The sequence below is a fragment of the Variovorax sp. 05L425 genome, from assembly GCF_056397705.1.
On sequence record NZ_JBFTNY010000021.1, the window covers coordinates 49945 to 63088 of the forward strand.

Genomic DNA, 13144 nt, shown 5'->3' on the forward strand with positions numbered 1-13144 from the left:
AAGCAAGACGCAGCGCGGCTCAGCCGTCGCCGGCAGCCATTTCCTCGACGATGCGGCGCATCTTGATAGACGAGCCGTCGAGGCCGAGCTGAATGCGGTGCCACTGGCGCGGCTTGTCTTCGTTGCGTTGGATCGCTTCCAGGACGCGCTTGTCCTCGTTGAAGGCAAGCCGCAGGTTGCTGCGCAGGCGCTCGTCGACGACCGGGTCCGACGGCGAGTTCCTCAGACAGAGCCAATGCTGCACGCAACTGCGTTGATCGACCGGTGTGATGAAGTGGCAGGCGTACATCTGGATGCAGTTGTCGCGGTTGCCCTCGGGTGCGCCGGTGCCGGTCTTCGCGGAACCGAAGTCGATCACCGCGATGCTGGGCGCGTGGTAGTGGTAGTAGTGCCAGCGATCGACGTTCCCGCCGAAGTCCTTCAAGCCCTCGAAGACCGGAATCAACGGACCGTCGATCACCCAGCGCCAGGTCACGACCTTGTTGCCCTGGCGCTCGTGCTGCACGCGTGTCTCCTCGCGGCCCGCGCTCGCCAAAGTTGTCTGGTGCACAAAGACCACATGCGTCGGGTCGCACAGGTTGTCCGCCAGGCTCAGGTAGTTGGCCTGAACGAGCAAGGCATCACCTTCGACCACGCTATAGCTGGGGTCGTCGTATTCGGGCAAATGGAAAACCTGGCTGCGATCGGCCCGCTCGGGGTCCCCCATCCACACCCAGACCATGCCCATGCTCTCAGCCGTCGGATAGCTGCGCACGTGAAAGCTGGGCGGTATCCGCGACATGCCCGGCGCGGAAACGCACTGGCCGGCGCAATCGAAGGTGAGGCCGTGGTAGGCGCATTCGATGGCATTGCCACGCAGCCGGCCGATCGACAGCGGCGCCAGCCGGTGCGGGCAGGCATCCTCCAGCGCCGCGACGACGCCGTCCTCGGTGCGATAGACGGCAAGATCCTCCTCGAGAAGCCGGCGCGCAACGATGTCGCGTCCGACGTCTCGCGACCATGCGAGCGGGTACCAGGCGTTATAGGCATAGGCGGTCATGAACTGTCCTCGGGAAGGTGCCGGCAAGTTGCTTGACGCGGTGCGCTGCAGAAACCATGCCAACGGAAAGTAAGCAACTTCTACATTTTCATGGAGAGACTACTTAATTTCGGTGCACTGAGACACCGGGTTTGCACCGGGTTGGGTTTTTGCAGGTCGCCGGACTTGTTACTAGGCAATTCCGTCTAGACGCGACGGCACACCTTGCCCGGCGCCTCCCGGCGCACTAATCTGAACACGCGGGCGGGCGTCCCCGCCCCGGGGGGAGTTCGCCATGTATGAACGCATCCTCGTTGCCACCGACGGCTCCGAGCTGTCGGAAGTGGCAGTGACCAGCGCCATTGACCTTGCCGTCCTGACGCAGGCGGAACTCATTGCCGTCAAGGTCGTTCACCAGTACCCGTCCAGCTATTTCGAAGGCTCGCTGCTGCTCAGCCAGATGGAGGTCACGCGCCTTCGGGAGCAGGCCGACGTCGAGGCGCAGCGCGTGGTCGACGCGGTCAAGGAGAAGGCCGACGCGCAAGGCGTGAAGAGCTGTCGTTCCATCGTCATGCAGTCGGAGCTGGTGTCCGAAGCCATCATCGAGGCCGCCCGCGTCCACCACTGCGACCTCATCGTCATGGCTTCGCACGGCCGGCGCGGCATCAAGCGCCTGCTGATGGGCAGCGAAACGCTGCACGTGCTGACGCACTCGCACACACCGGTGCTGGTCCTGCGACCTTAGCGCGGTGCCTGTGCGTCGCGTTGTCGGTCTTCGCGCTTGATCGCAAGGTAGGTCGAGAGGTCGATCTCGTGCAGTTGCGTCGGGTACTGCTCGACCGACTGGAACCAGCTGTTCAGGCGCTTGTCTTCCCGCTCGGCCTGCGGCACGGAGAGCCCATCGAGATAGGCGTCGAGCGTGAGGAAGTAGCGCATCGCATTGCGCTCCACCAGTCCGCGCAGGCCTCGGATGTATTCGGGCGCGCCATCCGGCGTCTTGCCGACCACGGTGAATCCCACCTTGTTGCTGCCGAAGGTCGCGAGGTAGGCCTGCGTGGCGAGCTTTGCCATCATGTTGTGGTCGTAGGCATAGGCAAAGTGCAGGAAGGTCTGGCGCTCGGCGAGCGGAATGGCTTCGAGCAGAACGCGGTAATGGCTGGTGCCCATGGGACCCGACTCGGCGGAAAGATCCACCAACAGGTAGTCGCGCGAGTCATGCACGACCCGGTGAACGAACGACAGGTCGAACGCCTGGTCGATCGGCTTGTCGTAGCGCGGCACGACGCTGAGAGTGACGGTCTCTCCGCCCGATGAGCGAGCCGCGCGGCAGCGGCGGTTGTTGATGTGCAGCACCAGCATGTCGCACCACTGAGACGATCGCTCCAGCGCATGGCGAACATCGTCGATGGAATCGTCCACGACCGCATAGACGTCGCCCTGCAATCCGCCGTCGGTCTCCTTCGAATCGAGGACCACGGGACGCTTCAAGGGGCTGTTGGCCAGCTGATCGCCGAGCTTGCGGTGAAGTTCGCGCATGGCCGGCGCCGAGCCTGCATCCAGCGCTGCGTTTGCGCCGAGCGCCGTGGCACTCATCAAGAGCCAGAGACCGATACGAAGAAGGATCGCGGCGAGCGGCTTGTTCATGGACGACACCCTACAGCAACCGCTTCGCCTTCGTTGGTCTATCGCCCCTTGCGAATCGGCTTGCCGGCAGAAGGCCTGGGGCGCCCCGCCCCGGTATCGCGCGGCGGCAGGCCGGTGTGCTGCGTCAGGATTCGGCCCTTCACGGGCTTCACCGGCGTGAGCGCGACGGTGGTCGAGTTCTTGCGTCGTGCGCTCTGGTAGCTGCCGTCGGTCAGCGGCTGCCAAGTCGGGATCAGGTGATGCTTGCCGTTGCCGATCAGGTCAGCGCGGCCCATGGCTTTCAAGGCCTCGCGCAGCAAGGGCCAGTTGTTGGCATCGTGGTAGCGCAGGAAGGCCTTGTGCAGGCGGCGGCGCTTGTCGCCGCGCACGATGTCCACCGTCTCGCTCTCGCGGGTGATCTTGCGCAGCGGATTCCTGTTGGTGTGGTACATCGCCGTGGCGGTGGCCATGGGCGATGGGTAGAAGGTCTGCACCTGGTCGGCGCGGAAGCCATTCTTCTTGAGCCAGATCGCGAGGTTCATCATGTCCTCGTCGCTGGTGCCCGGATGCGCGGCGATGAAGTACGGGATCAGGTATTGCTTCTTGCCGGCCTCGGCGCTGAACTTCTCGAACATCTGCTTGAACTTGTCATAGCTGCCGATGCCCGGCTTCATCATCTTGGTGAGCGGACCCTGCTCCGTGTGCTCGGGCGCGATCTTGAGGTAGCCGCCCACGTGGTGCTGCACGAGCTCCTTGACGTATTCGGGCGACTGCACGGCCAGGTCGTAGCGCAGGCCGGAGCCGATCAGGATCTTCTTGATGCCCTTGAGCGCACGCGCGCGGCGGTAGATCTTGATCAGAGGATCGTGATTGGTGTTCAGGTTCTGGCAGATGCCGGGGTACACGCAGCTCGGCTTGCGGCACGCCGCCTCGATCTCCGGCGACTTGCAGCCGATGCGGTACATGTTGGCCGTCGGCCCGCCGAGGTCGGAGATGGTGCCGGTGAAGCCCTTCACGCTGTCGCGGATCGCCTCGACCTCCTTGATGATCGAATCCTCGGAGCGGCTCTGGATGATCCGGCCCTCGTGCTCGGTGATCGAGCAGAAGGTGCAACCGCCGAAGCAGCCGCGCATGATGTTCACGCTGAAGCGGATCATTTCCCAGGCCGGAATCTTGGTCGCGCCGTCGTGGCTGCCATGCTCGTCGGCATAGCGCGGATGCGGGCTGCGCGCATACGGCAAGTCGAACACATGGTCCATCTCGGCCGTGGTCAGCGGGATGGGGGGCGGATTGATCCAGACGTCGCGTGCGGTCGTGCCTTCGCCGTGTGCCTGCACCAGCGCCCGTGCATTGCCGGGGTTGGTTTCGAGGTGGAGCACGCGGTTGGCGTGGGCGTAGAGCACCGGATCGGCACGCACCTGCTCGTACGAAGGCAGCCTGATCACCGAACGGTCGCGTGGCGGCACCTTGACCCGGGCGCGGCTCTGCAAGGCCGGATTGGGGACGAAGGTCAGCGGCTTGATCGCGGGATTGACGGAACCCGCCGCTTCGGCAGCCGCGGCAACGGCCTGGGCCTCGTCTTCCTTGGCGCAGGTCGCGCCGTTGGCCTTGGCCTGCTCCGACACCATCAGGTAGGGATTGACGTGCGCCTCGACGCGGCCGGGCTCGTCCACACGGGTCGAATCGATCTCGAACCAGCCCTCAGGCGTTTCGCGACGGACGTATGCAGTGCCGCGCACATCGGTGATCTGGTGCACCGGCTCGCGCGCGGCCACGCGATGTGCGATCTCGACGATCGCGCGCTCGGCGTTGCCGTAGAGCAGCAGGTCGCACTTGGCATCGACCACGATGGAGCGGCGCACCTTGTCCTGCCAGTAGTCGTAATGCGCGATGCGGCGCAACGAACCTTCGATGCCGCCGAGGACGATCGGCACGTCGCTCCAGGCTTCCTTGCAGCGCTGCGAATAGACGATGGCCGCGCGGTCAGGCCGCTTGCCGCCGACATCGCCGGGCGTGTAGGCGTCGTCGCTGCGGATCTTCCGGTCCGCCGTATAGCGATTGATCATCGAATCCATGTTGCCGGCCGTCACGCCGAAGAACAGGTTCGGCTTGCCGAGCACCTTGAACGGATCGGCGCTGTGCCAGTCGGGCTGCGCGATGATGCCGACGCGGAAGCCCTGCGCCTCCAGCATGCGGCCGATCACGGCCATGCCGAAGCTCGGGTGGTCGACGTAGGCGTCGCCGGTGACCACGATGATGTCGCAACTGTCCCAGCCCAGGGCGTCCATCTCGGCACGCGAAGTCGGAAGGAACCTGGCCGTGCCGAAACGCGCCGCCCAATACTTGCGGTAGCTGGTCAGCGGCTTGGCGGCGCGCGTGAAGAAGGAGACGTCGACGGGGGCGTTCATCGGGATATTGGCGGCACTGGGTGGCAATGTCGCCTTGGAGGCCTGCGGGCCGGGTGGGCCCGTTGTGGGCAACCCTGGATTTTAGGGTTTCCCATTGGTTTTGTCGCCCTAAAGGCTAAAACACGCGTCCGGATCGATCGCTCAATTGATTGCTTTGGTCAAGCAATCGAATGACAATGGCAAGCATGTCAGTCGAAACACCTCCCTCTTCGCCCGCCACCGTTTTTCACGATGTGGCCGCGGTCAAGGCGATCCGCCAGTTCAACCGCTTCTATACGCGCCGCATCGGCGTGCTCGACCCCTACCTGGACAGCGACCTGTCACTCACCGACGTACGGGTCCTGTACGAGTTGGCGCACCGCGAAGCGCCTGTGGCCAGCGAGATCGGCAAGGACTTGCATCTGGACGGCGGCTACCTCAGCCGCATCCTGCGCCGCTTCGAAGCAAACAGCTGGCTCACGCGGGAGACGAATGCGCGGGACGCGCGGCAAAGTCTTTTGCGCTTGACGGAGGCCGGCTATCAAGCTTTTGCGCCGCTCCAGCAGAAATCACGCGACGAAGCCGCCGCCCTCCTCGCGCCGCTGGCCGCACCCGAGCGGCGCCGGTTGATCGACGCCATGAGCACCGTCCAGACGCTGCTCGCCCCCTCAAGCGAAGCCCGCCCCCAGCGAACAGTCGTCCTGCGCGATCCTGGTCCGGGCGATATCGGCTGGGTGGTTCAGCACCACGGCGAGATCTATGCGCGCGAATATGGCTGGAACAGCGATTTCGAAGCGCTGGTGGCCGACATTGCCGGTCAGTTCCTGCGCAAGTTCCAGCCCGCGTGGGAGCGCTGCTGGATCGCAGAATTGGATGGCGAGCGGGTCGGAGCCGTATTCGTCGTGCGCAAATCGGCCACGACGGCGCAACTCCGCATGTTGATCCTGAGCGCCAAGGCGCGCGGCCTTGGACTGGGCGCACGCCTGACCGACGAATGCATCGCCTTTGCCCGCAACAAGGGCTACAAGAAGATGGTGCTGTGGACCAACAGTTGCCTGACGGCCGCACGCGGCATCTACGCCGCGCGAGGGTTCAAACTCGTCAAGTCGGAGCCCTACGAGGGCTTCGGCCAGCAACTGGTCGGTGAGACCTGGGAACTCAGGCTCGCCCCTATTGCATGAACCAGCCGTGGCTCACGACCAGCGACTGACCCGTCAGCGCATTGGTCGGGAACGCTGCGAACATCAGCGCGACGCGCGCGACGTCGTCGGTGGTGGTGAACTCGCCGTCCACCGTCTCCTTGAGCATGACGTTCTTGATCACCTGGTCTTCGGTGATGCCCAGCGTCTTGGCCTGCTCCGGAATCTGCTTTTCGACCAGCGGCGTGCGCACGAAGCCCGGGCAGATCACGTTGGCGCGCACGCCATGCTTGGCGCCTTCCTTGGCGACAGTCTTCGCGAGCCCGATGAGGCCGTGCTTGGCTGTGACGTACGGCGCCTTCAGCAGCGAGGCTTCCTTGGAATGCACCGAGCCCATGTAGATCACGCTGCCGCCGCGGCCTTGCGCATACATGTGCTTGAGGCAGGCCTTGGTGGTGAGAAAGGCACCGTCGAGATGGATCGCCAGCATCTTCTTCCAGTCTGCGAAGCTGAACTCCTCCACCGGATGGACGATCTGGATGCCTGCATTGCTGATCAGGATGTCGATGCCGCCGAAAGCCTTGGCGGCCTCCTCGACCGATGCATTGACCTGGTCCTCGCTGGTGACGTCGACGCCGACGCCGATGGCTTGCGCGCCGGTCGCCTTGAGTTCGGCGGCCGTTGCATCGGCGGCTTCCTTGTTGAGATCGGCGATCACGATCTTGGCGCCTTCCTGGGCGAACACGATGGCGATTTCCTTGCCAATACCGCTGGCCGAGCCGGTGATGAAAGCGACCTTGTCCTTGAGTTGCATGAAGATTCCTTTGCGTGACGGAGGTGAAAGAGAGCGAGTGAGAGCGTGCAATCTGCGTGCCGCGTCTTAAGCGAACCTGATCCGCATGCTTATTCGGCGGCGGGGATCTGCGGCAGCTTCATCGGGCGCCGGACGCGGCGGGCGTTGGGTTCGGTCAGATCGAAGGTGGTGACGCCGTTGGTCTGCGACGCGCTCTGCAGCCATTCGGGATGGTCGAGCGTGTTGCGGATGTCGCGAAGACCGGCATCCCAGTGCTCGTCGACCGATGCGCGCGAGAACTCGTAGTCCTTCGATTCGAGTTCGTAGGGCTTGTCGCGGTAGATCAGGTGCACGATCTCGACGGGCTTGTGGGACAACTGGGCACTCACCGAGGCCACGCTCGGGTCGTTGCGCAGCGCCGGGGGCAGCTTCTTGATCAGGTCCGAGATGGCCTGCTGGAGGTTCATGTTCGATGCGAGCGCGTCGGTGTTCATGCGGGTGCGGCTCGAATAGGTGATGTCCTTCTGCCGCTCCAGCGTTTCGGAGATGGTGCGCGGCAGGCAGCCGCGCGCGCTGAACAAGTCAACCTGCAGCACCAGCAGCGGCTCGCTCCGCGGGTGCGTGTCGAGCACATATTGCAGTGGCGTGTTGGAGACGATGCCGCCGTCCCAGTAGTCTTCGCCGTCGATGTTCACCGGCGCAAAGCCCGGCGGCAACGCGCCGCTGGCCATGATGTGCTCCGGGCCGATGCGCTGCACCGTGTTGTCGAAGTAGATCGAGTTGCCGGTGCGCACGTTGACCGCGCCCACACTGAAGCGCACATCGGGATGATTGATTCGATCGAAGTCCACCAGCCGCTCCAGCGTGGCTTTCAGCGGCGAGGTGTCGTAGTAGCTCAGCACCGGTGCGGAGGCACCGAGAAGCAGCGCCGGCGTGCGGCGGGGTTCGAAGAAGCCGGGCACGCCGAACATCGCTGTCGTGGTCGCGCTCCACTGGTTGAACGCGGTCCGGTCGAAGCACCACGTGGGCACGCGCTGAGCGGGGCCGGAAGAAACGAGGTCCCAGAACTCCCGCAATCGCTGTACGCGCATGTCGGGGGCGTTGCCGGCAATCAGTGCCGCGTTGATCGCGCCGATCGACACGCCGGCCACCCAGTCGAGCGTCCGGTGCCGTTCGAAGACGCCGGCGTACACGCCGGCCTGGTAGGCGCCCAGTGCGCCGCCCCCCTGCAACACCAGCGCCTTCTTGACGGTGGCGATATCGACACGGGGGACGGAGGACTGGACGGCGGAAAGCGTCACTTTTCGAGGATTTCGCATGGCGTCATTGGACACCATGCGAGAAGCTCCCGCTTCTGCCGGAAGCTACATCTTCGGCAACATCTGTCCCCGAATCTCGCCGCCCGGGTTCGCCGCGGTGTGCACGTTGGCGTACCACCTGCCCGCCATCAGGTCGGCGGCCTGGGCCGGCGTCAGGGTTGCCTGTCCCTCGATGGGGCTGGTCGGCGACGCGAAGGGAAGCACCACGGCAGCGTTGGCGCCCGCCGAGGCCGGTCCATGGAAATGCGCCGCTGTTGCCGGGCCGCTCAATCCCTCGAACGTGATCTTGTACTTGAGCACGTTCGTGTCCTTGTTCAGCCAGGCTTCAGCCAGGCCGCTGCCGCGCGTCATGTTGGGCGGCACTTCGCTGGCCGCGTTCATCGCGCCGCTGAAGCTGGCGGTGTTGGACTTTGACATCATTCCGCAGCCTGCGAGGGCGGCGGTCGCAACGCCGGCCACGAGGGCCATGCGCAAGGTGGTGCCATATCGGGTCATGGACGAATCTCCAGCAGTTTTCGAAATGTCAGCATAGACAGCATCCCCGCGGAGCGATGTCGGCCACGAACCCGTCTTTCGCCATCGCGGTGGCATCATTCCGATACATGAGCACCCTCCCCTCCGCCCAGGATGTCGCCGGTTTCTGGCGCGACGCCGGTCCCGACCGATGGTTCGCCAAGGACGACGCCTTCGACGCCGCGTTCAAGTCACGCTTCGAGGCGGCGCACCATGCGGCCGCCAGCGGCACGCTCGACCACTGGGCCGCCGACGCCGAGGGCGCGTTGGCATTGCTGGTGCTGCTGGACCAGTTCCCGCGCAATACCTGGCGCGACAGCGGCCGCATGTACGCCACCGACGCCAAGGCGCTGGCCGTGGCATCGGCCGCCGTCGATGCCGGACAGGATCGGCAGGTCGAGCCGGCGCTGCGGCCCTTTTTCTACCTGCCCTTCATGCACTCGGAGTCGCTGCCGGATCAGGAGCGTTCGGTCGTCCTCAACGCCGAGCTTGACCCCAACACGCGGCGCTTTGCGGTGCACCATCGCGACATCATTGCGCGCTTCGGCCGCTTTCCGCATCGCAACGCCGCACTGGGGCGCGACACCACGCCCGAGGAACGCAGGTTCCTCGATGAGGGCGGCTTCAAGGGTTAGGCTTGAGCGCGGCGGATTGATCGGGACGCGTCGGAGACGCCAGCGCGCCCGGACGCGGCGTGCCCTTGAAGGACCCGTATTCGTGGGCATAGACCCAGGTGAACTCCACGCCCAGCAAGAAGATCTGCGCCGAGTAGTAGACCCACACCAGCACCACCACGAGCGACCCTGCCGCGCCATACCCCGAGGCAATGCCGGTCTTGCCGATGTACAGGCCGATCAGGTACTTGCCGACCGTGAACAGCACCGCGGTGACCAACGCGCCGATCCACACGTCGCGCCACTGCACGCTCACACGGGGCATGATCTTGAAGATCATCGCGAACCCCACTGTCACGATCGCGAAGCCGAAGGCGGAATTGACCTCCTGCGCCACCGCCGCCCAGCCGCCGAAGACGGGCGCCCACCATTCGCCGAGTGCCGCCAGCGCCGCATTGACGACCAGGGACACGATCAACAGGAAGCCGATGCCCATGATCATGCTGAACGAGAGCAGCCGCACGCGCACCAGGTCCAGCATGCCGTTGGAGGTCTGCCGCGCCGGCGCGCGCCAGATGCGGTCGAAGGCGTCCTGAAGCTCCCCGAACACCGTGGTCGCACCGACAACCAGCAGCACGATGCCGGCCACCGTCGCGACGATGCCCTGCCTCGGCTTGTTGAGGGCTTCGAGCATGACCTGCACGGCGCGCGCGCCTTCGGCGCCCATCAGCCCCGAGATCTGCTCGAAGATTTCGCCGCGCGCCTCTTCGCGCCCGAACACGAGGCCGACGACCGAGATCACGATCAGGATCAGCGGCGCCACCGAGAACACCGTGTAATAGGCCAACGCCGCGCCCATGCTCGGGGCATAGTCGGCCCGCCACGACGCGAAGGTCTGCTTGCAGAGATCGAAAAGCGCACGCACGGCTTGCATGCGCGCAGTGTCGCAGCATGCCGGAGCTTCGCAAGTCGGACGAGGTGCTGTGCGCGCCTTGCGCCCGACCCCGATAATCGGCCGCAATGCATCCGCCCCTCCACAGCGCGGCATCGGCGACAGACCGACCGCGACCTCACTCCCCGCGCGATCTGTTCCTTTCATTCACATGGCTGGCGCTCCAGGGCTTCGGCGGCGTCCTCGCTGTCGTCCAGCGAGAGATCGTCGAAAAGAAGCAGTGGCTGACGCCCGACGAATTCCTGGAGGACTGGGCGGTCGCCCAGGTTCTTCCGGGGCCGAACGTGATCAATCTCGCCCTCATGATCGGCGACCGCCACTTCGGCCTGCGCGGTGCGATGGCGGCGCTGGCCGGCATGCTGACCGTGCCGCTCGGCGTGATCCTGGTGCTTGCGGTGCTCTATGCCCAGTTTGCCGGCAACCCCCAGGTGGCCGGTGCGCTTCGCGGCATGGGCGCCGTGGCCGGCGGACTGATCGCGGCCACGGGCGTCAAGCTGATTCCGCCGCTGCGCCGCCATCCACTCGGCTTCAGCGCATGCCTCGTCACCGTCGCACTGGTGTTTGTGGCCATCGCGCTGGCGCGCATTCCGCTCGGCTGGGTGCTGCTGGCCGTCGGCGGCACCGCCTGTGTCTGGACGTGGCGAAGGATCGAGCCATGAGCATTGCAATGCACTGGCACGACTGGTTGGCGCTCTTCGCCCAGTACCTCATGCTCTCGCTGCTGTCGATCAGCGGCGCCATCACCACGGTGCCCGACATGCACCGCTACCTGGTCGGGCAGCACGGCCTTTTGACCGACGCGCAGTTCACCTCCTCGATCGCCATCGCGCAAGCGGCACCGGGGCCCAACGTGCTCTTCGTGGCGCTGATGGGCTGGAATGTCGGGCTCAATGCCGGCGGCGGCATCGGTGCCGGGCCGCAGGCCTGGCTGCTCGGCCTGTTCGGGCTGGCGGTCACGATGATCGGCATCATGCTGCCCAGCACCACGCTGACCTATTTCGCCACCCGCTGGGGCCACCGCAACCGCACGCGACGCGAAGTGAGGGCCTTCAAGCAGGGCATGGCGCCGGTCGTCGTGGGCCTGCTGATCGCAACCGGCTGGGTGCTGGCGACGGGTAACCACACCGGCAACGGGCCCGCATGGCACCTCTGGCTCCTTACCGGCGTCGCGGCCTTTATCGTCTGGCGCACCCGCATCCACCTGCTGTGGCTGCTCGGCGCCGGCGCCCTGCTCGGCGCCATCGGCTTCGTCTGACCGACTTACCTTGACAGGAAGAACATCCATGCAATTTCGACCCCTCGGCCGTTCCGGCCTGCAAGTCTCGCCCCTGGCCTTCGGCGGCAACGTCTTCGGCTGGACCGTCGACGAAACGCTGTCGTTCCGACTGCTCGATGCGTGGCTCGATGCCGGCTTCAACTTCGTCGACACCGCCGACGTCTATTCGAGTTGGGTGCCGGGCCACAGTGGTGGCGAATCCGAAACCATCATCGGCAAGTGGCTGCGGCAGACCGGCAAGCGCAACCGCGTGGTGCTGGCGACCAAGGTAGGCAAGCCGATGGGCGAAGGCAAGAAGGGGCTCTCCCCTGCCTACATCCGCGAGGCGGTGGACGCGTCGCTCAAGCGCCTGAAGACGGATCACATCGACCTCTACCAATCGCACGACGACGATCCTGAGACGCCGCTGGCGGAAACGGCTGAGGCCTTTGCCGCGCTCATCAAGGCGGGCAAGGTGCGGGCCATCGGCGCATCGAATTTCACCGCGCCGCGTCTGGCAGAGGCGTTGGATGTCGCCGAAAAGCAGGGGCTGCCTCGCTATGAGAGCCTCCAGCCGCTCTACAACCTGTATGACCGCGCCGTGTTCGAGAAGGAACTGGAGCCGCTGTGCGTGGATCGCGGCGTGGGCGTGATCAACTTCTACGCACTCGCGGCCGGCTTCCTGACCGGCAAGTACCGCAGCGAGGCCGACGCCGCGAAGAGCGCGCGCGGCGCCAACACGACCAAGAAATACCTGAACCCACGCGGCCTGCGCATCCTGGATGCGCTCGACAAGGCTGCCAAGGCCACCGGCGCCACACAAGGCCAGATCGCGCTCGCATGGCAGATCGCCCGGCCGTCGGTGACGGCTCCTATCGCGAGCGCCACGTCGGTGAAGCAGCTCGACGAACTGATCGCAGCGGCCAATCTGCAACTCGCGCCAGAAATCATCGCCCTGCTCGACACCGCCAGCGCGGAGGCGTGAGGATGAACCAGCCGGACCCGCTCGCCCCGCCTTCCCTCGAATACTTCGCCGACCTCCAGGTCGACGTCGGCGCGCCGCAGGTTCTGAGCACCGGGCCGCGCGGCATGCGGCGGCTGGTGCCGATCACCGGCGGCACGGCGCGCGGCAACGGTTGGACAGCGCGCGTGCTGCCGGGCGGCACGGATTTCCAGCTGATCGTGAGCGACACGCTGTCCGAGCTCGATGCGCGCTATGGGCTCGAAACGGACGCGGGTGATCTGATCTACGTGCAGAACCACGCCGTGCGCGCGGCACCGGCCGAGGTGATGGCCAAGCTGCTGCGCGGGGAGCCGGTCGATCCGGCGCAGATCTACTTCCGCTGCAACCCGCGCATGGAGACCGCCTCGCCGGCGCTGCGCTGGATCGGCGAACGCATGTTCGTCGGCGTCGGCGTGCGGCATCCGGTGCAGGTGGTGATGCGCTTCTTTGCGCTGGCGTAGGCCTCCCGACGCATTGTGTCGCTGTCGGCGCCAGAGTAAAGTGCGCCGCTCGCAGCACTTCCGGAGA

Annotated in this window: 14 protein-coding genes; 7 read left to right on the forward strand and 7 right to left on the reverse strand. The window is 65.4% G+C overall.

Annotated elements, in window-relative coordinates:
* Nucleotides 1–19: 19 nt before the first annotated feature.
* Nucleotides 20–1039, reverse strand: coding sequence for an aromatic ring-hydroxylating dioxygenase subunit alpha (locus AC1DN9_RS22310; protein WP_478103769.1), 1020 nt, complete (start codon nucleotides 1037–1039; stop codon nucleotides 20–22).
* A 274-nt stretch (nucleotides 1040–1313) separates the two neighbouring features.
* On the opposite strand from AC1DN9_RS22310, the gene AC1DN9_RS22315 reads away from it, so the two are divergent.
* Nucleotides 1314–1763, forward strand: coding sequence for a universal stress protein (locus AC1DN9_RS22315; RefSeq protein ID WP_478103770.1), 450 nt, complete (start codon nucleotides 1314–1316; stop codon nucleotides 1761–1763).
* Here AC1DN9_RS22315 and AC1DN9_RS22320 read toward each other — a convergent pair.
* Together AC1DN9_RS22320 and AC1DN9_RS22325 are read right to left on the reverse strand one after the other, a co-directional pair.
* Nucleotides 1760–2662 carry a hypothetical protein gene (locus AC1DN9_RS22320; protein ID WP_478103772.1) on the reverse strand — a complete coding sequence of 301 codons (903 nt, stop codon included), beginning with the start codon at nucleotides 2660–2662 and terminating at the stop codon, nucleotides 1760–1762. The two genes, AC1DN9_RS22315 and AC1DN9_RS22320, sit on opposite strands and share 4 nt — an antisense overlap.
* A 38-nt stretch (nucleotides 2663–2700) precedes the next feature.
* Entirely contained in the window at nucleotides 2701–5049 is a 2349-nt protein-coding gene (locus AC1DN9_RS22325; RefSeq protein ID WP_478103773.1) for a YgiQ family radical SAM protein, read from the reverse strand.
* A 185-nt stretch (nucleotides 5050–5234) separates the two neighbouring features.
* On the opposite strand from AC1DN9_RS22325, the gene AC1DN9_RS22330 reads away from it, so the two are divergent.
* Entirely contained in the window at nucleotides 5235–6209 is a 975-nt protein-coding gene (locus AC1DN9_RS22330; protein WP_478103774.1) for a bifunctional helix-turn-helix transcriptional regulator/GNAT family N-acetyltransferase, read from the forward strand.
* Here AC1DN9_RS22330 and AC1DN9_RS22335 read toward each other — a convergent pair.
* The 3 genes from AC1DN9_RS22335 to AC1DN9_RS22345 form a co-directional block, all read right to left on the reverse strand.
* A complete protein-coding gene (locus tag AC1DN9_RS22335) occupies nucleotides 6199–6981 on the reverse strand; it encodes a 3-hydroxybutyrate dehydrogenase (protein WP_478103776.1) in 783 nt (260 codons plus the stop codon). The genes AC1DN9_RS22330 and AC1DN9_RS22335 overlap by 11 nt on opposite strands.
* An 89-nt stretch (nucleotides 6982–7070) precedes the next feature.
* Nucleotides 7071–8279 (reverse strand): DUF3734 domain-containing protein, encoded by a 1209-nt coding sequence (locus tag AC1DN9_RS22340; protein ID WP_478103777.1) that lies wholly within the window; start codon nucleotides 8277–8279, stop codon nucleotides 7071–7073.
* A gap of 45 nt (nucleotides 8280–8324) precedes the next feature.
* On the reverse strand, nucleotides 8325–8774 hold the full coding sequence (locus AC1DN9_RS22345) for a CHRD domain-containing protein (protein ID WP_478103779.1): 450 nt from the start codon (nucleotides 8772–8774) through the stop codon (nucleotides 8325–8327).
* Nucleotides 8775–8881: 107 nt separating this feature from the next.
* Here AC1DN9_RS22345 and AC1DN9_RS22350 point away from each other — a divergent pair, with 107 nt between their 5' ends.
* On the forward strand, nucleotides 8882–9427 hold the full coding sequence (locus tag AC1DN9_RS22350; RefSeq protein WP_478103780.1) for a DUF924 family protein: 546 nt from the start codon (nucleotides 8882–8884) through the stop codon (nucleotides 9425–9427).
* On the opposite strand, the gene AC1DN9_RS22355 is transcribed toward AC1DN9_RS22350, so the two are convergent.
* Nucleotides 9417–10340 carry a YihY/virulence factor BrkB family protein gene (locus AC1DN9_RS22355; protein ID WP_478103782.1) on the reverse strand — a complete coding sequence of 308 codons (924 nt, stop codon included), beginning with the start codon at nucleotides 10338–10340 and terminating at the stop codon, nucleotides 9417–9419. The genes AC1DN9_RS22350 and AC1DN9_RS22355 overlap by 11 nt on opposite strands.
* 86 nt (nucleotides 10341–10426) lie before the next feature.
* On the opposite strand from AC1DN9_RS22355, the gene AC1DN9_RS22360 reads away from it, so the two are divergent.
* The 4 genes from AC1DN9_RS22360 to AC1DN9_RS22375 are packed head-to-tail and all read left to right on the forward strand — an operon-like array spanning nucleotide 10427 to nucleotide 13077.
* A complete protein-coding gene (locus AC1DN9_RS22360) occupies nucleotides 10427–11017 on the forward strand; it encodes a chromate transporter (protein ID WP_478103783.1) in 591 nt (196 codons plus the stop codon).
* On the forward strand, nucleotides 11014–11613 hold the full coding sequence (locus AC1DN9_RS22365) for a chromate transporter (protein ID WP_478103785.1): 600 nt from the start codon (nucleotides 11014–11016) through the stop codon (nucleotides 11611–11613). The genes AC1DN9_RS22360 and AC1DN9_RS22365 overlap by 4 nt, the downstream gene beginning before the upstream one ends.
* A gap of 28 nt (nucleotides 11614–11641) precedes the next feature.
* Nucleotides 11642–12598 (forward strand): aldo/keto reductase, encoded by a 957-nt coding sequence (locus tag AC1DN9_RS22370; RefSeq protein WP_478103786.1) that lies wholly within the window; start codon nucleotides 11642–11644, stop codon nucleotides 12596–12598.
* A 2-nt stretch (nucleotides 12599–12600) separates the two neighbouring features.
* Nucleotides 12601–13077, forward strand: coding sequence for a DUF3237 domain-containing protein (locus AC1DN9_RS22375; protein WP_478103787.1), 477 nt, complete (start codon nucleotides 12601–12603; stop codon nucleotides 13075–13077).
* Nucleotides 13078–13144: the final 67 nt, after the last annotated feature.